Source organism: Actinophytocola sp. NPDC049390 (genome assembly GCF_044466355.1).
Lineage (GTDB): Bacteria > Actinomycetota > Actinomycetes > Mycobacteriales > Pseudonocardiaceae > Actinophytocola.
Genome location: NZ_JBITMQ010000009.1, coordinates 119,025 through 140,890, shown reverse-complemented (window position 1 = coordinate 140,890; position 21,866 = coordinate 119,025). Strand labels below are relative to the sequence as shown.

Genomic DNA, 21,866 nt, shown 5'->3' with positions numbered 1-21,866 from the left:
CTGAACATCGCGGCGAACGCTACCGACGGGTAGCCTGAGCGGCGGAACGCGATCTGGGAGGCTCGTCATGACCGCCGTGCAAGCGAAGCCGGACACCTTCGACTCGCTGAACCCCGCGACCGACGAGGTGGTCGGCACCCACCCGGTGCACACGGCGGACGACGTCGCCGCCGCGGTCGCCCGGGCCCGAGGTGCCGCTGCCTGGTGGGCGGGACTCGGTTTCAGCGGGCGCGCCGAGCGCCTCCAGCGCTGGAAGGGCGTCATCACCCGCCGTGCCGCGCAGCTCGCCGAGGTCGTGCACGCCGAGACCGGCAAGCCGCACGCCGACGCCATGCTCGAGATCGTCCTCGCGATCGACCACACCGCGTGGGCCGCGAAGAACGCACCCAAGGTGCTGGGCCGCAAACGCAGGCCCGCCGGCCTGCTGATGTCCAACCACGCCGCCTCGGTCGAGTTCCAGCCGCTCGGGGTCGTCGGCGTGATCGGCCCGTGGAACTACCCGGTGTTCACGCCGATGGGGTCCATCGCGTACGCGCTCGCCGCGGGCAACGCGGTCGTGTTCAAGCCCAGCGAGTACACGCCCGGCGTCGGGAAGTGGCTGGCCGACTCGTTCGCCGAGGTCGTGCCGGAGCACCCGGTGTTCCAGCTGATCACCGGCTTCGGCGAGACGGGTGCCGCGCTGTGCCGGTCCGGCGTGGACAAACTCGCGTTCACCGGATCGCCCGGCACCGGCAAGAAGATCATGGCCGCGTGCGCGGAGACGCTGACGCCGGTGCTGATCGAGGCGGGCGGCAAGGACGCGCTGCTGGTCGACGCGGACGCGGACCTCGACGCCGCGGCCGACGCCGCGGTGTGGGGTGGCATGTCGAACGCGGGCCAGACATGCGTCGGCGTCGAGCGCGTCTACGTGCACGAACGCGTCTACGACGACTTCGTCGCCAAGGTCGTGAAGATCGCCGAGGACGTTCGCGCGGGCGACGACCCGGAGGCGAAGATCGGTCCGATCACCATGCCGGGCCAGCTGAAGATCATCCAGCGGCACATCCAGGACGCGCTCGCCCGCGGCGGCCGCGCGCTGGTCGGCGGCAAGGACGCGGTCGGCGACAGGTTCGTGCAGCCGACGGTGCTGGTCGACGTGCCGGAGGACTCGGAGGCGGTGCGCGAGGAGACGTTCGGTCCGACGCTGACGATCGCGAAGGTCGCTGACATGGACGAGGCGATCACGAAGGCCAACGACACGAAGTACGGCCTGGCGTCGACGGTGTTCTCGAAGCGGCGTGGCATGGAGCTGGCGGCGCGGCTGCGGGCGGGCATGACGTCGGTGAACAGCGTGATCAGCTTCGCGGGCATCCCGTCGCTGCCGTTCGGCGGCATCGGCGAGTCCGGGTTCGGCCGCATCCACGGGCCGGAGGGCCTGAAGGAGTTCGCCCGCCCGAAGGCGATCGCACGGCAGCGGTTCAAGGCGCCGCTGGTGCTGACGACGTTCAGCCGCACCGCGAAAACCGACGCGACAGTCGCCAAGCTGATCACGCTGCTGCACGGCAAGCGCCGCTGAGGGCGGCCGCCGGCCCCCGATCACCAGCGTAGCCGGGAGGACCGACATTCCCGGCCGCGGCGATGGCGGTTGTCCACAAGTGACCGACGTCGCCCAGAATTGTCGGTCCCGTGCCGTAGCGTGGTTCGAGGGGCCGGAGGCCACGGCAGAGGACGTGACGGCGTGTCATGACGAGGGGCCGGCCTCCGGCCCCCGATTTCCAGCCTACGGCAGGGGGCCGACATTCCCGGGGAGTTGTCCACAGGTGTGGACAACTCTGGGGATGAATCGAACACCAGTTCTCAGTGGGACGCTTTGACCAGGTCAGCGGCCTTCTCGGCGATCATGATGGTCGGGGCGTTCGTGTTGCCACGGGGCACGGTCGGCATCACCGACGCGTCCACGACCCGCAGCCCCGCCACGCCCTGCACCTTCAGCTCCGCGTCGACCACCGTGCCCATCGCGCACGTGCCGACCGGGTGGTAGAGCGTCTGCGTGACCGCCCTGATGTGGTCCACCAGGTCGTCGTCGGTCGGGTTGTCGATCGCCGGGAGGTACGGGGCGTCCAGGTACCTCGCCAGCGGGCCCGTCTCCGCGATCTCCCGCAGTGTCCGCTGCGCCGCGAGGATGGCGTCGAAGTCCGTCGGGTCGTCGTAGTACGCCGGGTCGATCAGGGGCCGCCACCTCGGGTTGGCCGACCGCAACCGCAGGCGGCCTCGCGACGCCACGTCCACCAGCGTCGCGCCCGCCGTGAACCCCGGCACGGTCGGTTCGCGCAAACCGTTGTCGTAGAAGAGGGTCGGGGCCACGTGGACCTGCATGTCCGGCGCTGGCAACCCGTCTCGCGTGTGGAAGAACGCGCCCGCCTCGCCGACGTTCGAGGCCAGCGGACCGCGCCCCGTCGCCTGCCAGCGGAGCAACCGGCCCGGGGTCACCAGGTTCACGAGATCGGTCGTCCCCTTGGTGCGCCACAACATGCCCGCCGCCGGGTGGTCCTGCAGGTTGTCGCCCACGGGCAGGTTGGCGAGCACCTCGATGCCCAACTCGCTCAGGTGCGACGCCGGGCCGACGCCGGACAGCATCAGCACCTGCGGCGAGTTCACGGCCCCACCGCACAGCAGGATCTCGCTCGACGCGCCGACCTCGAACTCCGCACCGTGCCGGGAGTAGGACACGGCGGTCGCGCGGCCGCCCGTGATGACGATCCGGTTGACCATGGCGTGGGTGCGGACCGTCAGGTTCGACCGCGTCATGGCCGGCCGCAGGTACGCGTCGGCGGTGGACCAGCGGCGGCCGTTGCGGCACGTGACCTGGTACAGGCCCGCGCCTTCCTGGGTCTCGCCGTTGAAGTCGTCCGTCGGCTTCATGCCCCACGTGACCGCCGACTCCACCCATGCCTGCGACAGCTCGTGGGTGTACCTGCGGTCCTCGACGTGCAGCGGCCCGTCGGTCCCGTGGTACGGCCCGGACAGCCGCGTGTTGTGCTCGGCCTTGACGAAGTACGGCAGCACCTCCTCGTACTTCCAGCCCGCCGGCCACGCGTCGTAGTCCGCGCGGTTGCCGCGGATGTAGATCATCGCGTTCATCGACGAGCAGCCGCCCAGCATCTTGGCGCGCGGCCAGTACGCCGGGCGGTCGCCGAGGCCCTTCTGGTCGACCGTCTCGTAGTTCCAGTCGTACCTGGTCTTGAACAGCGTCGAGAACGCGACGGGCATGCGCACCTCGTCGGCGTCGTCCTCACCGCCCGCCTCGAGGAGCAGCACCCTGGCCGCATCGTCCTCGCTCAGCCGGTTCGCGAGCACGCACCCCGCGCTACCGGCACCGATCACCACGTAGTCGAAGGTCTCGGCCATCCTCCGACAGTGCCACCGACCCGGCCACTTCCGCTACAGCTTCGCGAGTAGTTCTTCTTCCTCCGCGGGGGACAGCCCGGCCTTCCGCTCGCGGTCGAGGCCCAGCTCCCGCTCCCTGGCCAGCGCGTCGAGCACGGCGTCGGCGAACGGCGCGAACCGCAGGCCCGCCGCGACGGACGGGGCCGGGTCGTGCGTCTTCAGACCCTCGTACTCCGGTGGCAGCCACAGCGGCAGCGACTTCGGCCCGGCCCACGGGTTGACGCCTTCCGAGGTCAGCCATTCGGGTGACGCCTTCACGATCTCGCCGTCGAAGCCGACGACCGACGCGATGTCCTCGACCATCTCGAGCAGTGGCCGGTGCGGACCGACCGCGTCGTACGTGCCAGCCGTGCCGTTCTCGGCGGCGTCGACGATCCACCGCGCGAAGTCCTTCACGTCGATGATCTGGATCGGCGCCGTCGAGTCCGGCACGAGCACGCGGCCGCCGCGGGCGAACCGGCCCGGCCAGTACCCGAACCGGTCGCTGCGGTCCCACGAGCCGGTGACCAGCCCGGGCCGGACCACAAACGCACGGTCACCCATCGCCGACCGCACCGCGTTCTCGCTCGCGACCTTGATGCCGCCGTACAGCAGCACCCCGTCCTCGCCGCGGGCGGCCATCTCCTCGCGGTTCGAGTGCTCCTCCAACGCCGGGACCAGCGGGCCGGTCGCCGGGGTCTGGCCCGGGGTCGCGTTGTCCGCGTACACGTTGATCGTCGACACGAAGGTCCAGTGGGCCGCGTCGCCGAACGCGTCGAGCGCCCGCCGCACCCACGGGTACGACAGCGGTGCCACGTCCACGACCGCGTCGAACGTCTCGCCGGCGAGCGGCGCGAGGCCGTCCTCGGCGTCCCGGTCGACCTTCACCAGGGTCGTTCCCACCGGGACCGCGCCGGACTCGCCCCGCGCCGCGCACACCACGTCGTGCCCGCGCCGCGACCCCTCGACCGCGACGGCGTGCCCGACGAAGATCGTTCCTCCCAGCACCAGAATCCTCATGCCGCTCACCCTGTCCGGTGAATGGTGGGCGTCGCCACCGATCTCGCGCTGGGCGAACTGCCTACAGCCGCCGCAGCACGAAGTCGTCGGCCGAACCGCCGGTCAGGAACGCGTCGAGCCTGCCGTCCACCACGTAGGTCCCGTACGGCGTGACCGCGGCCGTCGTCGGCGCCGGGTCCGGCCACGCGGTGGTCGACAGCGGCACCGCGAACCGGCCGACGAGCGCCAGCACGTGCACCGCCGGTGCCGAGCCCGGCACGCCCGCGAGCCGGTTCGTGACCACGACGAGCGTGCCGTCCGGCCGCAGCACGATGCCGTCCGCGCCGACGAGCGGGCGCGGCAGCCACACCTCGGTCAGCCTGCCGCGGTCGAGGCGGTACAGGTGACCGGTCGTGTAGTTGGTCACCAGCAGGTACCCGCCCGGGTGCCACACGATCCCGTTCGCGCCGATCGCCGGGGTCAGCCGCGGGTCGCGGACCAGCGTCGACACGTGTCCGGCGAGGTCCACGCGGTACACCGCGCCCGACCCGGCGTCGGTGACGTACGCGTTGCCCGCCGGGTCGAGCGCCACGTCGTTGGCCGAGTTCGTGCCACCGGCCAGGTCGACGAGCCGCTCCCGCACGCCCGTGACCAGGTCGTACACGGCGAGCCCGCTCACGCCGGGGTCGTTCGGGTTGCCGTACACGGCCACGAGCCGCTGCCGGGCCGCGTCGACCTTCATGCCGACGAACCCGGGCAGCTCCGGGTCGGACACGACGGTCCGGTTCACGCCGTCCCGGCCGACCGCGGTGATCAGCGCGGGCGTGGTGAGCGACCCGACCAGCAGCGACCGCCGCGACGGGTCCCAGGCCACGCCCTCCGGGAACTGGTTCTCCGCCGCCGGAGACAGCACCGGCGGCAGCCCCCGCGTGGTGGCGTCGGCCGCCGGGGCCGCACCGACCAGCCCCGCCACCAGCGCGGCGGTGATGAGAAGCGATCGCATCGATCTCCCTTTCCGAATCAGGAACGATCTCGATGCTGTGCGCGGCGGGCCGGTCTACCCAGTCGTCGGTGCGACCGTGGGTCTGGCAGACCCAGGCTCACGGCCTGCCGAGAGGCCATACTCGACGACGTGGATCGCAGGGCTGAGCTGGGAGAGTTCCTCAGGTCGCGGCGTGGCCGCAGGCAGCCGGAGGACCTGGGGCTGACACCTGTCGGCGGCCGTCGGCGCGTGCCGGGGCTGCGGCGCGAGGAGCTGGCGCAGGCCGCCGCGCTGTCCGTCGACTACTACGTGCGCCTGGAGCAGGGCCGGTTGCGCAACCCGTCGGCCGAGGTCGTGGACGCGGTCGCCACCGCGCTCGGACTCGACCCGACCGAACGCCGCCACCTGCACAACCTCGCCCGGCCCGGCCGCGCGACCGAGCAGGTCCACACGCAGGTGCCCGCCACCTTCCAGACCGTGCTCGACAACGTGGGTGTCCCGGCCGCCATCTACAGCCGGTACGGCGACATCGTCGCGTGGAACCCGCTCGCCGCCGCGTTGTTGATCGACTTCGGCGCGCTGCCGCCGGAGGAGCGGAACATGCCGCGGCTCGTGTTCCTGAACTCCCAGGTCGCGTCCCGGTTCGTGCACTGGGAGAGCAAGGCCCGTGACCTGGTCTCCCAGCTGCGGATGGAGTCCGGCCGGACGCCCGGCGATGAGAGACTCGCCACGCTCATCGGTGAGCTGAGCATGCGCAGCCCGGAGTTCGCGCGGCTCTGGGCGACCCACCACGTGCGGGAGAAGACCCGCGGCGGGCACCTGTACCGGCACCCGGTCGTCGGCGAGCTCTACTTGCGGTACGAGGCTTTCCGGCCGCCGGATGCCCCGGACGTGGCACTCGTGTGCCAGGTGGCCGACCCGGGCACACCGGACGAAGAGGCACTTCGGCTGCTGGCGTCGTGGACGGCGGACTCGACCGATCGGGTGAAAGCGCAGCTCAGGTAATCTGCGGGCAGACACCAGACCATCGATCCTGGAGCAGCCTGTCGTGGCCCGAGTCGTCGTCGACGTCATGCCCAAGCCCGAGATCCTCGACCCGCAGGGTCAGGCCGTGGCCAACGCCCTTCCCCGCCTCGGCTTCACCGGCATCTCCGATGTCCGCCAGGGCAAGCACTTCGAGCTGGAGGTCGACGACAACGTCGACGACGAGACGCTCGCCAAGATCGCCGAGGGGTTCCTGTCGAACCCGGTGATCGAGGACTTCGTGGTCCGGAGGCTGTCGTGAGCAAGATCGGGGTCATCACGTTCCCCGGCACGCTCGACGACACCGACGCCGCGCGTGCCGTGCGGTACGCGGGCGGCGAGCCCGTCGCGCTCTGGCACGGGGACGCGGACCTGCGCGGCGTGGACGCGGTGGTCGTCCCCGGCGGGTTCTCCTACGGCGACTACCTGCGGGCAGGCGCCATCGCCCGGTTCGCGCCGGTCATGGGCGAGGTCGTCACCGCGGCCCGCGGCGGCATGCCGGTGCTCGGCATCTGCAACGGCTTCCAGATCCTCTGCGAGGCCGGGCTGCTGCCGGGTGCGCTGCTGCGCAACGCGGGCCTGCACTTCGTGTGCCGCGACCAGAAGCTGCGCGTCGAGCGGTCGTCCACCGCCTGGACGAACGCCTACGCGGACGGCGCGGAGATCGTCATCCCGGTGAAGAACATGGACGGCCGCTACGCCGCCGCGAAGTCCACTGTGGACGAACTGGAGGGTGAGGGCCGGGTGGTGTTCCGGTACGTCGACGTCAACCCGAACGGATCGCTGTCCGACATCGCGGGCATCTCCTCTGCGGACGGCCGGATCGTCGGCCTCATGCCGCACCCGGAGCACGCGATCGACGCGCTGACCGGCCCCGGCGACGACGGCCTCGCGATGTTCCGCTCGGTGCTGGGGGCGGTGCTCGCATGACGACAACCGTTCCCGTGGACACCACGGCGCACGCCGCGTCCACTCCGGACAGCCCGCAGCCATACCGCGAGCTGGGTCTCAAGGACGACGAGTACGCGCGCATCCGCGACATCCTCGGCCGCCGCCCGACCGACGCCGAGCTGGCCATGTACTCGGTGATGTGGTCCGAGCACTGCTCGTACAAGTCGTCGAAGGTGCACCTGAAGTACTTCGGCGAGACCACCACCGACGAGATGCGCGAGAAGATGTTGGCGGGCATCGGCGAGAACGCCGGTGTGGTCGACATCGGCGACGGCTGGGCCATCACCTTCAAGGTCGAGTCGCACAACCACCCGTCCTATGTGGAGCCGTACCAGGGCGCGGCGACCGGCGTCGGCGGCATCGTGCGCGACATCCTCGCGATGGGCGCCCGGCCGCTCGCCGTGATGGACCCGCTGCGGTTCGGCGCCGCGGACGCACCCGACACCCGGCGCGTGCTGCCCGGCGTGGTCGCGGGTGTCGGCGGCTACGGCAACTGCCTCGGCCTGCCCAACATCGGCGGCGAGGTCGTGTTCGACCCGTCGTACCAGGGCAACCCGCTGGTCAACGCGCTGTGCGTGGGTGCGATGCGGGTCGAGGACCTGCACCTCGCGCACGCGTCCGGCACCGGCAACAAGGTGATCCTTTTCGGCGCGCGCACCGGTCTCGACGGCATCGGCGGCGTGTCCGTGCTGGCGTCGGACACCTTCGCGGGCGACGAGGGCGGCTCCGGCCGCAAGAAGCTGCCGAGCGTTCAGGTGGGCGACCCGTTCACCGAGAAGGTGCTGATCGAGTGCTGCCTGGAGCTGTTCCGGGAGGGCATCGTCGTCGGCATCCAGGACCTCGGCGGCGCCGGGCTGGCGTGCGCGACGTCCGAGCTGGCGTCGGCCGGTGACGGCGGCATGCACGTGAACCTCGAGCGGGTTCCGTTGCGTGCCACGGGGATGACGCCCGCGGAGATCCTGTCGTCGGAGTCGCAGGAACGCATGTGCGCGGTGGTCCGTCCGTCCGACATGGACGCGTTCATGCGCGTGTGCCGCAAGTGGGACGTCATCGCGACGGAGATCGGCGAGGTCACCGAGGGCGACCGGCTGGTGATCACGTGGCACGGCGAGACGGTGGTCGACGTGCCGCCGCGCACGGTCGCACACGAGGGCCCGGTGTACGAGCGGCCGGTCGAACGCCCGGCCGTGCAGGACTCCGTCGAGGCCGCGGACCCGTTGGGCCTGGCCCGTCCGTCCACCGCGGACGGACTGCGGGCGGAGATCCTGCGCATGGCGGGTTCGCCGAACCTGTCGTCGCGGCGGTGGGTCACCGAGCAGTACGACCGCTACGTCCGCGGTGGGACCGTGCTGGCGCAGCCGTCCGACTCGGGCATGATCCGCATCGACGAGTCGACGGGCCGCGGCGTCGCCATGTCGTGCGACTGCAACGGCCGGTTCACCTACCTCGACCCGTACGCGGGCGCGCAGCTGGCGCTGGCGGAGGCGTACCGGAACGTCGCGGTGTCGGGCGCCCGCCCGGTGGCGGTCACGAACTGCCTCAACTTCGGTTCGCCGGAGGACCCGGGCGTGATGTGGCAGTTCCAGCAGGCCGTGCGCGGCCTGGCGGACGGCTGCGTCGAGCTGGGCATCCCGGTGACCGGCGGCAACGTGAGCTTCTACAACCAGACCGGCACGACGGCGATCCTGCCGACCCCGGTCGTGGGCGTCCTCGGCGTGATCGACGACGTCGCCACCCGCATCCCGACCGGCCTCGGCGCGCCGGGCGACACCCTGGTCCTGCTGGGCGAGACCCACGACGAGCTGGCCGGTTCGGAATGGGCACACGTCGTGCACGGCCACCTGGGTGGGCGACCCCCGGCCGTGAACCTCCAGCGTGAAGCCGTGATCGCCGAGGTCCTGCGCGACGGCGGTGTGTCGGCGGCGCACGACCTGTCCGAAGGTGGTCTCGCGCAGGCCCTCGTGGAGTCGTGCCTGGTGACGGGCCGCGGCTGCGACGTGGCACTGACCGGCGACCCGTTCGTGGCACTGTTCAGCGAGTCGTCCGCACGGGTGCTGGTGTCCGTGGCGGACGCCGACGCGTTCACGGCCCGCTGCGACGCGGCCGGCCTGCCGTGGACCCGGCTCGGCGCGGTGTCGGCGGAGTCGTCACTGCGCATCGAGGGCGTCGGCGAGCTGCCGCTGACGGAGCTGTCGGAAGTCTGGGAAGGCACGCTGCCCAAGCTGTTCGGCTAGGTGAAGCCGGCGGCGGTGCAGTTGTCCACCTCGGGGAGCCGGTTGGTGGGGCAGGTCAGGAACCAGCTGGCCACCCACCCCCGGTCCCGCTCGGCGCGTCGACGTAGACCCACGAGGCCGTTCTGGCTCCCGTTGTGTTCGGGCGACTCAGGGTGTTCTGACGAGGCGGCCCGACGGGGTCTGCTCCCAGCCGGGTGGTGGGGTCAGCGGGCCGGTGAACTCCGTGCGCGCGAACTCCACTGGCTCGTCGAACGTCGCGTTCTCGAACGACGTGCTGCCCGCGAACCGGGCGTCGGCGAACGCGACCCGGCCGTGGAAGTGCGTGTCCTCGTAGCTCACCCGTGCGTGTGTGTGGATCTCCTTGAACCACGCCAGGTCGTGGCACTCCATGTGGTGCAACCAGAGGTTGCCCCAGCTCTGGGTCGCCGTGAACCACGCGGGGCCGCGGAGCTCGCAGTGGTGGAACGAGTTCGACTGGTACAGCTTCAGCGACCGCGCGCTGAGCTTGCCGATGACCCGGTACGACAGGTCGCAGTACTCGAGCGTCGCGCCGGTCAGGTCTAGGTCGTACGCGGGGGCGTCCGGGGTGCCGACCTTCGGCAGCAGGTCGGCCAGCAACCGTTGTGCCGTAAGGCGAACCACCCGCCAGCGGTCCGCCTCCGCCGCGTCGAGGTCGCGCGTCGCGGTGGCGCCGCGCGACTCCACGTACTCGGGGTGTTCGAACGGGCGGCGCAGGTACGAACAGATGACGTCCAGCACGTCCTGTGTGTACGACGGCCGTGCGCGGGCCACGCCGGCCAGCGCGTGCAGCGCGCCGACGCGCACCTGGTCCGTGTCGTGGCCGAGCATCTCCACGGCGCGGAGGAAGCGGTCGTCGGCCGCGCGTTCGCGTTCGTGCGCCGCGCGGGCGTTCTCCAGTTCCTGGCGGTCGTGTTCGAGGAGCTGCCGTTCCTCGTCGACGCGGCGTCTGCGGTCGTTGAGCCACAGCGCGTACAGGGCCACGACCGCGCCCGCCGCGAGACCGCCGGTCTTCAGCGCGTCCGCTCTGGACGCCGCCGGCAGCAGCCAGCCGGTGACCGCGGTCAGTGCGCCGAACGCCACCAGCATGGTCGCGACGAGCCGGGACGCCACCGCGAACACGACGATGCCGCCGGTGATCGCCACGGCTCCGATGATGAGGAGTGTGACGGCCACCGGCGGCATCCGTTCGGTTCAGTCGGTCAGGAGGCGAAGAACGTGTAGATGCACCACTTGCCGTCCTCGAGGAACGCGCTGGTGCGGCCCGACGCCTCGGCGCCGCCGAGGGTGCCCTTCAGGTCGGCGCCGACGTAGCCGGAGTCCGCGGTGGTGCCCGCCGGGTCCATCTCCAGCTGCGCCTTCTGCGCCGCGGCCTCGGTGATGCTGTCCTGGCTGGTGCTGTCGGAGCACGACATGGCCGCCGCGCCGGCACCGTCGCCGCCGTTCAGCTTGTCCAGGAAGGTCTGCACGAACTTCTCGCCGTCGGTGTCGCCGGTCGCGCCACCGCCGCCACCGCTGGTCGGCTCGGACGGGTCGGTCGCGGTTTCCTCCGTGGTGGGATCCTCCGAGGCGCCACCGCCGGACGACCCCTCCGCCTCGATGTCGTGCCAGCACCAGTCGTCACCGTCCTTCTTGATGGTGACCGTGTCGTCCTCGGACGTGCCCTCGTAGGAGATCGTGACGATGAACTGGACCTCGTCGTCGGACTCCTCGGTGATGTCACCGAGCTCGGCGCCGTCGATGTTGTCGATCGCGTCGATCGCGGAGTCCACGGTCTCCGTCGCGCCGGAGCACGTCATCGTCTTCAGCTCGTCGGCGTCCTGCTTGTCGGCGGCCGCGACCAGCTGGTCGATGAAGTCCTTGGCGCCGTCGTCCTTCTTCTCGGACGTCGGCTCGCCGCCACCGCCCCCGCCGCCGTCACCGCCGCCCGCGTTCTTGCTGTCGTCGGACAGGAAGAAGCCCGGTGCGACGAAGCCGGTGATGCCGAGCCCGCCGAGCAGGAGCACCACGATCGCCACGATCGCGATGATCGGGCCCTTGCTCTTCGGCGGCTGCGGGCCCCCGAGCCCCCCGTACTGACCGCCGTACTGCCCTCCGTAACCACCGCCGTACTGCGCGTTGGGGTCGTAGGCGCCGAACCCTCCGGTCTGCGGCTGTTGCTGCTGGTACCCGCCGCCGTACTGCGGCGGCTGCTGCTGTCCGTAAGGATCCGGCTGCTGGCCGTACGGTCCCTGCGGTGGGTAAGTCATTGTCCCTCCCCGATCACGTTCTACCCCGGGTCCGACGTGGTCACGGGGGTCCGAGTTCCCTCAACTCACGCGCCGGTCACGCGGAGCTTAAAGGCACGAAGGGGACCTTCGTTCCAGGTGGTGGACGAAGGTCCCCTTCGGGAAGGGACGGAGTGGACGGTCAGTCGTGGTTCGTCGCGAACACGACGAGCCGGTCGTAGCCGCCGTTGAAGGTGTTCTGGTCGATCGGTGAGGAGCTGTACTGCCACACGGTGTAGTAGCTCCAGCCGTACGGCAGGGTGCCGACGGTGGAGGCGTACCGCGCGACCCACAGCGGGTTGGTGGACCCGAAGCTCGACCCGACGCACGTGTTCCACCAGCTGGTGGACGTGTAGATCGCCGGGTACTTGTTCCACCGCGCCTTGTAGGTGTTGCTGAAGTCGCGGATCCACGCGGTCATCTGCGACTTCGACAGCCCGTAGCAGGTCGAGCCGTAGGGGTTGTACTCCATGTCGAGCGCGCCGGGCAGCGTCTTGCCGTCACCCGACCAGCCGCCGCCGTTGTTGGAGAAGAAGTGCGCCTGCGTGGCGCCCGACGAACGGTTCGGCAGCGCGAAGTGGTACGCGCCACGGATGAAGCCCCGGTTGTAGGAACCGTTGTACTGCTGGGCGAAGTACGGGTTGGTGTACGTCGTGCCCTCGGTCGCCTTGGCCCAGACGAACCGCTTGCCCTGGTTCCACCAGTAGTTCCAGTCGACGTTGCCCTGCCAGCCGCTGACGTCGATACCCGGCACGGATGCCTGGATGCCGATGTCCGCCGGGTTGACACTGCGCGGCATCTGCGCGGTGCCCTCGTGCTTGCGGATCTGGGAGCCCATCGGGTGGTCGTACTTCTTGACGTACGCGTCGATCGCCGCTCGGTCGCCTGCAGGGGTGGCTGCCGACTCGGCCTGAGCGGGACTCGCCAGTCCCGCGAGTAACACCGTGGTTGTCGCCGCGACGACGGCTGTCAGGATGCCGCGTCGTTTCCCACGCCACACAATGTTCATGGGATGCCCTTTCTGAATCGCCCTCGCGAATGGCAGACACCTGGGCCGGAGCTGCCAAGATACAGATTGTGGTCGCTCGGTACCGTTTTGTCACGTCGTCCGGTGAATTAGTAACGGCCAGTTCGGTAACGTTTGGTGTATGGGTGGACACGGACGATCACGCTGCGCGATGGTTCTCGTCACCGACGCAACCGCTGTGACCAGTGCGAACAGTGCGGATATGGACATGGACGGAGGGTGTCGGCGGTCGTATCCTGGCCCGTGCCACGCAGCTGGGTGCGTGGGCGAACTTCGCCGGAAGGTGTGACGGTGACAGGCCCGACAGGCACAGGGCGCGGCGACGTCATCGCCGCGTTCACCGCCGCGTGGGCCGACGTGCTGGCGACCACCGGCTACGTCGCGACCGGGCGTGCCGAACTCGGGGCGCGGCTCGACGCGCTGGCCGCCGTCCTCGTCGAGGCCAGGTGCTCCGAGCCGTTCGACCCGGCGCCGGTGGAGCGCGTCGGCGAGGAGCTCGTGGGGCTGCGGTTCATCGCGGCCGAGGCGATCGCGGGCACGGTGCGGCTGATCGGCACGCGGCTCGAGTGCGCGGACGTCGAGCGGCTCGCGGCCATCCAGGCCGCGGTGACCACGGGTTTCGTCCGCGCCGCGCAGTCGCGGATCTACGGCGAGCAGGAGGCGCTGCGCCGCTCGGCGCTGGAGGCGCGGGACGGCGCGGAGATCGCCCGCCGGTCGAGCGAGGCGCGGTTCCGCGCGATGTTCACCTCCGCCGCCATCGGCATCGGGATCACGGACACCCGGGGCATCCTGCTCGACGTCAACAGCGCGATGGCCGCGATGCTCGACTACGGGCCCGAGCAGCTGCGCGACGTGAACCTCGTCGACTTCCTCCACCCCGACGACCCGCCCGAGCTGCGCGGGTACTTCAACGAGATGATCGCCGGCGAGCGCGACTACTACCGGATCGAGCGCCGCTTCCGCAAACGCGACGGCTCTCCCCTGTGGACGAACGTGACCGTGTCGCTCGTGCGGGACCAGCACGGCGCGCCGCAGTACCTCGTCGGGATGGTCGAGGACAACACCGAGCGGCACATGCTGTCGGAGAAGCTGCGGCACCAGGCCAACCACGACCACCTCACCGGGCTGGGCAACCGGGCGCTGTTCACCGAGCGGCTGCACGCGGCGTTCGGCGGGTCGCCGGGGCAGCGGGTCGGGCTCTGCTACCTGGACCTGGACGGGTTCAAGGCCATCAACGACACGCTCGGGCACGTGGTCGGCGACCAGCTGCTCGTCGAGGTCGGTGAGCGGCTCGACCGGCTGGTGTCCGCGCCCGGCAGGCTGGTGGCCCGGATGGGCGGCGACGAGTTCGTGGTCCTGGTCGAGCACACCACCGGCATGGCCGAGCTGGTGGAGCTGGCCGAACGGATCCTCGCGGAGATCGCGAAGCCGGTGCTCGTGAGCGGTCACCGGTTGACGGTGTCGGCGAGCATCGGGCTGGTCGAGCGGTCCGTGCACGACGCCTCGCCCGCCGAGACGATGCGCGACGCGGACGTGACCCTGCACTGGGCGAAGGTCGACGGTAAGAACCGGTGGGCGTCCTACGACCCGGAGCGCAACGCGCGGGAGATCGCGCGGATCACCCTGTCGAACGCGATGCCGGCGGCGCTGGAGCGCGAGGAGTTCTACGTCGACTACCAGCCGATCGTGTCGCTCGCGGACGGCGCGCTGCTCGGCGTCGAGGCGCTGGTGCGGTGGGCACACCCCGAGTTCGGCAGGCTCGGCCCCGACCGGTTCATCGGGCTGGCGGAGGAGACGGGCCTGATCGTGCCGCTGGGCCTGTGGGTGCTGGAGACGGCGTGCAGGCAGACGATGGCGTGGGCCCGCACCGGCCGCACCCCGATCGTGAGCGTGAACCTCGCGGCCCGGCAGGTGGCCGAACCCGGCCTGGTCCCGGCGATCGCGGCGATCATCGAGCGGGTGGGCATCCCGCCGTCGTCGCTGCAGCTGGAGCTGACGGAGAGCGCGATCATGGGCACGACCGGCGAGCCGCTGTCCGCGCTGCGGCGGCTGGTGGACATGAATGTGCGGATCGCCATCGACGACTTCGGGACCGGGTACTCGAACCTGGCCTACCTGCGGCACCTGCCCGTGCACGCGCTGAAGATCGCGGGGTCCTTCGTGGAGGGACTGCGCGCGGGCTCGGTCGAGTCGGTGGACGCCCGGATCGTGACGGCCCTGGTGTCGCTCGCACACACGTTGAAGCTGGACGTGATCGCGGAGGGGGTCGAGACCGGGGAGCAGGCGGAGCTGCTGCGGCACATCGGCGCGGACTCCGCGCAGGGCTGGCTGTTCGCGAAACCGGGACCGCCCGAGGACATCGAGCCGTGGTTGACGTGAGCCGGGGCGGCCGCCGGCCCCCGATCACCACGCTACCGGAGGGCACCGTCGGAAACGGCTGGTGAGCGGTCGGCTGTGGACAACCGGGTCCGCTGTGGACAACCCGGGATCGCGTGCGCGGGACTGTCGGTGGTCTGCCGTAGCGTGGCGACCGGGGGCCGGAGGCCGAACCCTCAGGTGAGTGCCGCGGCCGGGAGCAGTGCGGTGATCGGCCCGACCGGGTTGATCACCAGCGGATGGTCGCCCAGCTGAGCGGCCAGGTCCCGCCCCCACACCTCCCGCCACCCCGGCCAGGCGGGCGGCACATGCGCCACCGACGTGCACGCGGGCACCATCACGCGGCCGGTCCGGTCCGGGAACGCCGTCACCGCGCGGTCGTCCGGCCCCGACGCGTAGATCAGCAACCGGGCCCGCAGCACCGCCTCCGGCAGCTCCGCCTCCTCCCGGTGCCCGGACGTGATCCACTGCAGCAACCGCTCCAGGTCGCTCGACGGGGCGGGCATCCCCAGAGCGGCCGGTGACGGCCGGTACTCCGTGTTGCGCCGGAACGCCCGGCCGATCTCGCCGTCCGCGTCCACCCGGTAGGCGCCGACCACGCCCCACGGCGGGATGTCGGCGTCCGCGTCGAAGGCCGGGTCGATCACGTACAGCCAGGTGTTCGGGTTGGCCATCGCGCTCGTCCGCATCCGCGGCGTGATCTCGGGCGGCGGGGTGTCCGGCATGGGCACATCGTAGGTCGGTACGTTGCGGTCATGCGCAGGTTGCTGCTCGTGACGGGACTCTTGCTCGCAGGCTGCACGACCGGCGAAGCCGGTACACCCACCGGCGGTGACGCACCGGCGACCACCACGACCACGACCGCCACAACCACAACGACGACGACAACGACGACCACGACATCGGAAGCCCCCGCACGGCCGAGGGAGATCGACATGGCCGGGGTCGACGTGTGCGAACTGGTCGCCGCGCTGCCGCTCGGCACGTTCGGGCTCGACAGGAACCGGCCGCCGACCGGTGGGGACTCCACCTTCTTCCCCGGTTCGAAGGACTGCTTCGCCAACGGCATCGCGGCCAACCTCGGCCTCACGGTCACCGCGGTCGTGGACCAGGGGGCGAAGGAGTACGCCGAGGGCTCCGGCGCGGAGACCAGCGCGACCGACGTGCGCGGCTTCCCCCTCTACGTGGTGAAGCCGCCCAACCCGGACAGCTGCTTCGGCATGCTCGACGTCGCCGACGGCCAGATGCTCTACCTCAACTACGGCCTGAGCTCACCCGGATCCGAACCGGTGACCCCGCAGGACACGTTGTGTGAGCGGGTGCCACAGATCGCGGCCGCGGCGCTGGCCAAGCTCTGAATCCCGCGTGAAAACTTCTTCTCCGTGATCGGTTGCTTGTGGGAACCGCCCCACAGCGTCATGCATCAGAGCTACAGTCGTCGCAATCTCACAGACTGAGGGAGACGAACCGTGTTCGTGGCAGACGGTGGCGGTGGTGGTGGCCGGGCGTTGTCGACTCCGACGTACGCCGGCACCCAGACCCTGCACATCGAGCCCTCCGCGATCCCGGAGGCGCTGAAGGCGTTCACCGACGCGTACGACCGTGTGTCGCGCAAGGTGCGGGAGCTCGCCGGGCTCCCGATCCACGAGTGGGCGCGTGACCCGGTGAGCGTCGAGACCGTGCAGCCCTTCGCCGAGCGCAGCAACACCGGCGGCGCCGACTCCGCGATCGCGTGCCTGGTCGGTTACCAGAAGCAGCTCAAGGCCGCGATCGACTCGCTGCAGAGCGCTCACGACGAGTACCTGAGCGTCGAGGGCACGAACACGTCCCGCTGGGGCAAGTACGACCAGGCCTGATCCTTTTGTGAGGGAATCCCATGGGTTACCGCTGGCGGGGCTTCGAGCACCCCGAGCTGTACAAGATGATCAACGCCGGTCCTGGTGCCAAGGCCTCGGACCCGCAGATCGAGTACTGGAAGTCGCTCTCCCAGGAACTGTCCGAGGTCGACCAGGACCTCAGCACCAAGCTGACGCAGCTCGGCTCCCGCTGGGAGGGCAAGGCGGCCGAGTCCGCGACCACCGGCCTCACCCCGCTCGCCGAGTGGGCGGGTGACGCGGAGTCCGGCTCGGACGTCATGCGGGTGTCCGCGGAGAACCAGGGCGAGTACATCGCCGACGCGCGGGCCAAGATGCCGGAGCCGGTCGAGGTGACCACGCAGGCGCCGTCCACCTGGGACAAGATCGCCGCCGGCGCCGCCGTGCTGACCGGCAACCCGGGCCCCGCCGCCGACGTCGCCGCCCAGGCCGCCGACCACGAGGCGCAGGAGGCCGCGCAGAGCGAGGCCGAGCAGCGCGCCGTCGAGACCATGACGACCTACGAGTCGAGCGCCACCTGGAACCGGGAGACGCTCGGCACGTTCGTCAAGCCGCCGGACGTCGTGGTGTCCACGCCGGCCCCGCAGGGCGGCGGCTCCGCGTCCGCCGTGTACATCGGCAGCACCACGGGGTCCGTCCGGACGGCCGACGACTCGGGCAGCGACAGCGGCACGAGGAACCCGCCGACCGTCCAGCAGCAGCCCGCGCCGGGCACCCCGCAGCTCACGCCGGGCGATCCCGGGTCCACGTTGCCGGGCGGCACCGGCGGCAGCCCGGGCGGTTTCGTGCCCGGCACCCCGGACGTGGGGCTGCCGCCCGCCGGTACCACGCCGTCGAACGTGTTCACGCCGCCGACGACCGTGCCCGGCAACCAGTTCCCGTTGCCGAACCCGACTCCGCCCGCACCCGCGCCGAACCCGGGCCCGTACCCGCCGGGGCAGCAGTTCCTCCCCGGCACCGGCCCGTTCCTGCCCGGCCAGGGCGGCGGCGACAACGCGAGCGACATCGCACGGCGTGCGCTGCCGCTGCGGCCGGGTCTGCCCGGTGAGGCCGGGCCGTTCGGTCGCCCAGGTGGCCCAGGCGGGTTCCCGGGTGGTCCTGGCGCGGTGGACGGCGAGCGCATGCCTTCGCAGCTCGGCCGTGGCGGCGCGCTGGGCGCCGGTGTGCCGGGCGAGGGCGGCGTGGTCCGCAACGGGCCGGGTGCCGCCGGTGCCGCGGGCGGTCGCGGCGCGGGCGGTGTGCACGGCCCGGCGGGTGCCGGCGGCCGCCGTGCGGACGGCGAGGATGACGACGAGCACTACTCGCCGGACTACCTGCTGGAGAACGACGACGTGTTCGGTGACGACCGCAGGGTCGCGCCGACGGTGATCGGCGAATAACACGAGGTTCCACCTGGGCGGGGAGTCGTTGAGACGGCTCCCCGCCCTCGTTTCCTGGGTAAGGTTGCGCTGTGACCAGCACCTTCTCGATCGGTGACCGGGAGACCGCGCCGATCACGCTGTCGGCACTCGAGTTCGACGTGTTGTGGGAGCACCTGCGGCTGGGTGCGTTGCCGCTCGTGGTGAAGGTGCCGTCACCGGGGAAGACGTTCGAGGAGCGGGCCGAGATCGAGACCCGGGTGTGGGCGGACCTGGAGGCCCGCGGCCTCGGGCGGCCGGTCGACGTGAACCCGGACATCGCCGAGCTGCTGTCCGTGCTGTCCCGGCCCGAGCGCGAGGTCGACGTGCGTGCCCACGTGGGACGCAACGTCCGCGTGCTCGCCGCGTCGGCCGGGCCGACCGCCGCGGTCTGCGAGCTGTCGGAGGGGTCGGTGACGTTGCGGTCGGCGTCCGCGGCGGGGTTGCCGTCCGCCGCGCTGGGCGTGCTGCCCGCGCGTGCCGCCGGGCCCGGCCAGTCGGTGACGATGCGGACCGCCGACTTCGAGGCTGCCGCGAACGGGGCGGGCCGGACCCGCGAGGGGTTCGGCCAGGCGTTGCTGTCGGGCGGGCTGCGCTCCGACGACGCGACCGCGCTCGCCGAGATGATCAAGGACGTCGAACACCTGGGGAACTTCGGCGCGGCCGCGCGGGACCGGCTCGGGCGGCGCCGCCGCGCCGAGCGGGTGGTGTCGTTCTTCGACACCGAGGACGGTCGGTACGTGCAGGTCCGGCGGCCCGCCGACGACGGGACGCTGTGGACCACCATCTCGCCCGCCGACATCCGCAAGCTCACCCACCACGTGACCGAGCTGCTGGACGAGGTCGTCGCCGAGGCAGAGAAATGACGGCGGGATGACGGCGCCCGTCGACCCGAAGGAGATGCGGGACGCGGTCGCCGCCGTGCTGCCGTGGGACGCCCCGGCCCGGCCCGCGCTGGCGAAGGCCGTGCGGCTGAGCCTGCGGACGCTCGCGCAGGTGGCGCCGGGCCGCAGCGTCGAGGTGCGGGTGCCGCCGTTCGCGGCCGTGCAGTGCGTCGAGGGTCCCCGGCACACCCGTGGCACGCCGCCGAACGTGATCGAGATGGACGCCCGCACGTGGCTGGAGCTGGCGGCGGGCAGCCTGACGTGGACGGACGCCGTCGCCGACGGCCGGGTCGCCGCGTCCGGGAGCCGCGCGGACCTCTCCGCGCTGCTCCCGATCCTGCGGGTTTCCTAGAAGATCCGGCCCAACGTGTTGTCGTAGACCGACTTCCCGGCCTCCACGAGGTTGCCCGCGCCGCCGAGGAGCACGTCGCCGGCGTCGTTCAGCAGCTCGCGGCCGGTGTCCTTCAGCTCGTCCCAGGCCCCGTCCCAGTCGCCGCGCACCGCGTCCCCGCCCGCGTCCCACAGGCCGCCACCGACGTCCCCCAGAAGCTCACCGGCGGAGTTGGTCTCCGGCGTGCCCCGCGTGACCGCGTCGTAGTTGCCGGTCGAGATGTTCGCGAGGTTCGACAGCGACTCGTCGGAGTAGTACACGCTGTGCGCGCGGAGCACGTGGTCCTCGCCGGGCACCGCGAACTGGTTCGCGCCGAACCGCTCGTCGTACGGGCCGACCGACGTGCCGTCCGCGGTGAACCAGCTGCCGGACGTGCCCTGGACGATCGGGTCGTGCTCGGACGCGCCCGCCCACACGTGCCCGGCGCCCGGGGACAGCTGGTCGACGTCGGACGCGCCGACGCCGGGTGAGCCGATGAACGCGATGTCGTCGGCGGCCAGGCCGTTCATGGCCGCGTACCCGACGGCCGTGCTGCCGTAGCTGTGCCCGATCACCGTGATGTGCTGCGGGTTCTCCGCCGCCGCCCGGTAACCGTCCACATCGGCCTTGAGCAGCTCGCCGCCCTGGATGGCGTTGTCCGGGCTCGCCACGGAGGTGTCCCACGTCGGTGCGTCGTAGCCGAGCCACGCGATCGTGGCGTTGCCCTGGCCCGCCTGGTCCATCGCCCCGCGCAGCGCCTGCGCCTCGCCGTTGGGGAACGCGTTGTCGAGCGTGGCCGTGGTGCCGGGCACGACGACCGCCACGTTGTTCGCCGTGTCCGGGTTCCCGTACGCGATGGCGAGCGTGCCGTCCTGCTTGCCGGGCCCGACCGGGTCGTAGGACAGGACGTAGGTGTCGTAGCCGGACCGCTCCGCCTCCGCCACCCGCTCGCTCGCCGCGGTGGCGTTGTCCAGCCGCCGGTTGACGTCCTGGCGCTGGTCGAGCAGGTCCGCGAGCCGCGGGTCCTCGCGCAGCGCGCCTTCGTCGGACGGGTCGATGCCCAGCTCCGCGGCCCGCGCGTTGATCTGGTCGGTCAGGTCGGTGTTCGCGGCCGAGAACCGCGCCAGGTCCGCCTCGATGCGGCGGTGGTTGGCCTCGTTCAGCACGCCCGCGGGCAGCCCGCGCAACCGGCCCAGCGCCTCGAACTGCGTGGCCAGCAGCTCGTTCCGCGTCGACTCCGGCAGCGACTTCCACCAGTCGGCCACCTGGCGCGGGTCGGTGCCGGGCGGCGGGACCGTCGCGCCGGAGGCGGTGGTCACCCCTGCCGCGCCACCGGTCGCCGCCGCGAACGCGGGCCGGATGCCGCGCAACGCGCCCGCGTACGAGCGGAGCACCTCTTCGTAGCTGCCCCGCAGCTGCGACAGGACCGACGCGGCCTGCGTGTCCGGGATCGAGCCCGCCCGGTACGCCTGGATGGTCTGGTCCGCGGCCGACCGCATGCGGCCGTAGGCCGTCGCCGCCGCCTCGACCACCGACATCGCGTCGGTCAGCCGTCCGGCGGCCGCGGAGACGGTCTCCCTGGACTTGGTGACGCGGGCGTCGAACGCCTGCGCCGCCACCCCGGACCACTCCCGCACCGGCGTGAACTCGACGCCGGTGAGCAGGGACTTCGCCGTGCCGAGAGGTTCGAGCACCGCGAGGATCCGGCCGGTGTCGCCGCTCGCGAGCCGCGCGTACAGCTGCTCAGGGTCGGCCATAGGGGAACACGTCCTTCCGGGTGTACTCGTCCGCGTTCTCCACCAGACCGTCGCCGGCGTCGTTCACCCAGGACGCGCCTTTGCGCAGGTCGTCGCCGTGTTCGCCGACGAACTCGGCGAACGCCGACGCCAGCTCGTACGCCGCGTCCACCTCGCCGAGGGCCCCCGGGACGAGCTGCGCCACCGACAACCGCGCGGCCGCTTGGTCAACAGCCGCCGCGCCCGTGTAAAACCCACTCGACGCGGCGCGCAACGCCGCGGGATCAACCTCATAACCGTCGGCCACGGAAGTGACCGTAACC

At 71.5% G+C, this 21,866-nt stretch carries 20 protein-coding genes; 11 read left to right on the top strand and 9 right to left on the bottom strand.

The window, feature by feature from the left end; translation table 11 throughout:
* Window positions 1-67 precede the first annotated feature (67 nt).
* Window positions 68-1,555 carry an aldehyde dehydrogenase family protein gene (locus tag ACIBVP_RS25025; protein ID WP_396108730.1) on the top strand — a complete coding sequence of 496 codons (1,488 nt, stop codon included), beginning with the start codon at window positions 68-70 and terminating at the stop codon, window positions 1,553-1,555.
* 281 nt (window positions 1,556-1,836) lie between these two features.
* Here ACIBVP_RS25025 and ACIBVP_RS25020 read toward each other — a convergent pair whose 3' ends face one another.
* The 3 genes from ACIBVP_RS25020 to ACIBVP_RS25010 all read right to left on the bottom strand — a co-directional run bounded on the left by ACIBVP_RS25020 (window position 1,837) and on the right by ACIBVP_RS25010 (window position 5,407).
* Window positions 1,837-3,387 (bottom strand): GMC family oxidoreductase, encoded by a 1,551-nt coding sequence (locus ACIBVP_RS25020; RefSeq protein ID WP_396108728.1) that lies wholly within the window; start codon window positions 3,385-3,387, stop codon window positions 1,837-1,839.
* A gap of 33 nt (window positions 3,388-3,420) precedes the next feature.
* The gene (locus ACIBVP_RS25015; RefSeq protein ID WP_396108727.1) at window positions 3,421-4,425 is read right to left on the bottom strand and encodes an NAD-dependent epimerase/dehydratase family protein; all 1,005 of its coding nucleotides are present in this window, start codon (window positions 4,423-4,425) and stop codon (window positions 3,421-3,423) included.
* A 61-nt stretch (window positions 4,426-4,486) separates the two neighbouring features.
* Window positions 4,487-5,407 carry an SMP-30/gluconolactonase/LRE family protein gene (locus ACIBVP_RS25010; RefSeq protein WP_396108725.1) on the bottom strand — a complete coding sequence of 307 codons (921 nt, stop codon included), beginning with the start codon at window positions 5,405-5,407 and terminating at the stop codon, window positions 4,487-4,489.
* A 129-nt stretch (window positions 5,408-5,536) separates the two neighbouring features.
* Between ACIBVP_RS25010 and ACIBVP_RS25005 the strand changes: the two genes are divergently transcribed.
* From ACIBVP_RS25005 to purL, 4 genes are read left to right on the top strand one after another with little or no spacing between them, the layout of a single operon-like run.
* A complete protein-coding gene (locus tag ACIBVP_RS25005) occupies window positions 5,537-6,391 on the top strand; it encodes a helix-turn-helix transcriptional regulator (protein ID WP_396108724.1) in 855 nt (284 codons plus the stop codon).
* A 43-nt stretch (window positions 6,392-6,434) separates the two neighbouring features.
* The gene (purS, locus tag ACIBVP_RS25000) at window positions 6,435-6,671 is read left to right on the top strand and encodes a phosphoribosylformylglycinamidine synthase subunit PurS (RefSeq protein WP_396108723.1); all 237 of its coding nucleotides are present in this window, start codon (window positions 6,435-6,437) and stop codon (window positions 6,669-6,671) included.
* Window positions 6,668-7,339, top strand: coding sequence for a phosphoribosylformylglycinamidine synthase subunit PurQ (purQ, locus tag ACIBVP_RS24995; RefSeq protein ID WP_396108722.1), 672 nt, complete (start codon window positions 6,668-6,670; stop codon window positions 7,337-7,339). Before purS ends, purQ begins: the two co-directional genes overlap by 4 nt.
* The gene (gene purL / locus ACIBVP_RS24990) at window positions 7,336-9,594 is read left to right on the top strand and encodes a phosphoribosylformylglycinamidine synthase subunit PurL (RefSeq protein ID WP_396108721.1); all 2,259 of its coding nucleotides are present in this window, start codon (window positions 7,336-7,338) and stop codon (window positions 9,592-9,594) included. Before purQ ends, purL begins: the two co-directional genes overlap by 4 nt.
* Before the next feature lie 147 nt (window positions 9,595-9,741).
* On the opposite strand, the gene ACIBVP_RS24985 is transcribed toward purL, so the two are convergent.
* The 3 genes from ACIBVP_RS24985 to ACIBVP_RS24975 all read right to left on the bottom strand — a co-directional run bounded on the left by ACIBVP_RS24985 (window position 9,742) and on the right by ACIBVP_RS24975 (window position 12,888).
* Window positions 9,742-10,788 (bottom strand): pentapeptide repeat-containing protein, encoded by a 1,047-nt coding sequence (locus ACIBVP_RS24985; RefSeq protein ID WP_396108719.1) that lies wholly within the window; start codon window positions 10,786-10,788, stop codon window positions 9,742-9,744.
* Between the two features lie 26 nt (window positions 10,789-10,814).
* A complete protein-coding gene (locus ACIBVP_RS24980) occupies window positions 10,815-11,861 on the bottom strand; it encodes a hypothetical protein (protein WP_396108718.1) in 1,047 nt (348 codons plus the stop codon).
* A 160-nt stretch (window positions 11,862-12,021) separates the two neighbouring features.
* A complete protein-coding gene (locus ACIBVP_RS24975) occupies window positions 12,022-12,888 on the bottom strand; it encodes a lysozyme (protein WP_396108717.1) in 867 nt (288 codons plus the stop codon).
* Between the two features lie 309 nt (window positions 12,889-13,197).
* On the opposite strand from ACIBVP_RS24975, the gene ACIBVP_RS24970 reads away from it, so the two are divergent.
* The gene (locus ACIBVP_RS24970; protein ID WP_396108715.1) at window positions 13,198-15,285 is read left to right on the top strand and encodes a putative bifunctional diguanylate cyclase/phosphodiesterase; all 2,088 of its coding nucleotides are present in this window, start codon (window positions 13,198-13,200) and stop codon (window positions 15,283-15,285) included.
* Between the two features lie 173 nt (window positions 15,286-15,458).
* Here ACIBVP_RS24970 and ACIBVP_RS24965 read toward each other — a convergent pair whose 3' ends face one another.
* The gene (locus ACIBVP_RS24965) at window positions 15,459-16,007 is read right to left on the bottom strand and encodes a type VII secretion system-associated protein (protein WP_396108713.1); all 549 of its coding nucleotides are present in this window, start codon (window positions 16,005-16,007) and stop codon (window positions 15,459-15,461) included.
* A gap of 30 nt (window positions 16,008-16,037) precedes the next feature.
* Here ACIBVP_RS24965 and ACIBVP_RS24960 point away from each other — a divergent pair, with 30 nt between their 5' ends.
* From ACIBVP_RS24960 to ACIBVP_RS24940, 5 genes are all read left to right on the top strand, one after another.
* A complete protein-coding gene (locus ACIBVP_RS24960) occupies window positions 16,038-16,640 on the top strand; it encodes a DUF3558 family protein (protein ID WP_396108712.1) in 603 nt (200 codons plus the stop codon).
* 111 nt (window positions 16,641-16,751) lie between these two features.
* A complete protein-coding gene (locus ACIBVP_RS24955; protein ID WP_396108710.1) occupies window positions 16,752-17,138 on the top strand; it encodes a hypothetical protein in 387 nt (128 codons plus the stop codon).
* 20 nt (window positions 17,139-17,158) lie between these two features.
* A complete protein-coding gene (locus ACIBVP_RS24950; protein WP_396108709.1) occupies window positions 17,159-18,535 on the top strand; it encodes a PPE domain-containing protein in 1,377 nt (458 codons plus the stop codon).
* A 71-nt stretch (window positions 18,536-18,606) separates the two neighbouring features.
* Window positions 18,607-19,419, top strand: a complete 813-nt coding sequence (locus ACIBVP_RS24945) for an ESX secretion-associated protein EspG (protein WP_396108708.1) — start codon at window positions 18,607-18,609, stop codon at window positions 19,417-19,419.
* Between the two features lie 7 nt (window positions 19,420-19,426).
* The gene (locus ACIBVP_RS24940; RefSeq protein ID WP_396108706.1) at window positions 19,427-19,789 is read left to right on the top strand and encodes a sterol carrier family protein; all 363 of its coding nucleotides are present in this window, start codon (window positions 19,427-19,429) and stop codon (window positions 19,787-19,789) included.
* On the opposite strand, the gene ACIBVP_RS24935 is transcribed toward ACIBVP_RS24940, so the two are convergent.
* On the bottom strand, window positions 19,786-21,564 hold the full coding sequence (locus ACIBVP_RS24935) for an alpha/beta hydrolase (RefSeq protein WP_396108705.1): 1,779 nt from the start codon (window positions 21,562-21,564) through the stop codon (window positions 19,786-19,788). The two genes, ACIBVP_RS24940 and ACIBVP_RS24935, sit on opposite strands and share 4 nt — an antisense overlap.
* Window positions 21,551-21,850 (bottom strand): hypothetical protein, encoded by a 300-nt coding sequence (locus tag ACIBVP_RS24930; protein ID WP_396108704.1) that lies wholly within the window; start codon window positions 21,848-21,850, stop codon window positions 21,551-21,553. The genes ACIBVP_RS24935 and ACIBVP_RS24930 overlap by 14 nt, the downstream gene beginning before the upstream one ends.
* Between the last annotated feature and the right edge of the window lie 16 nt (window positions 21,851-21,866).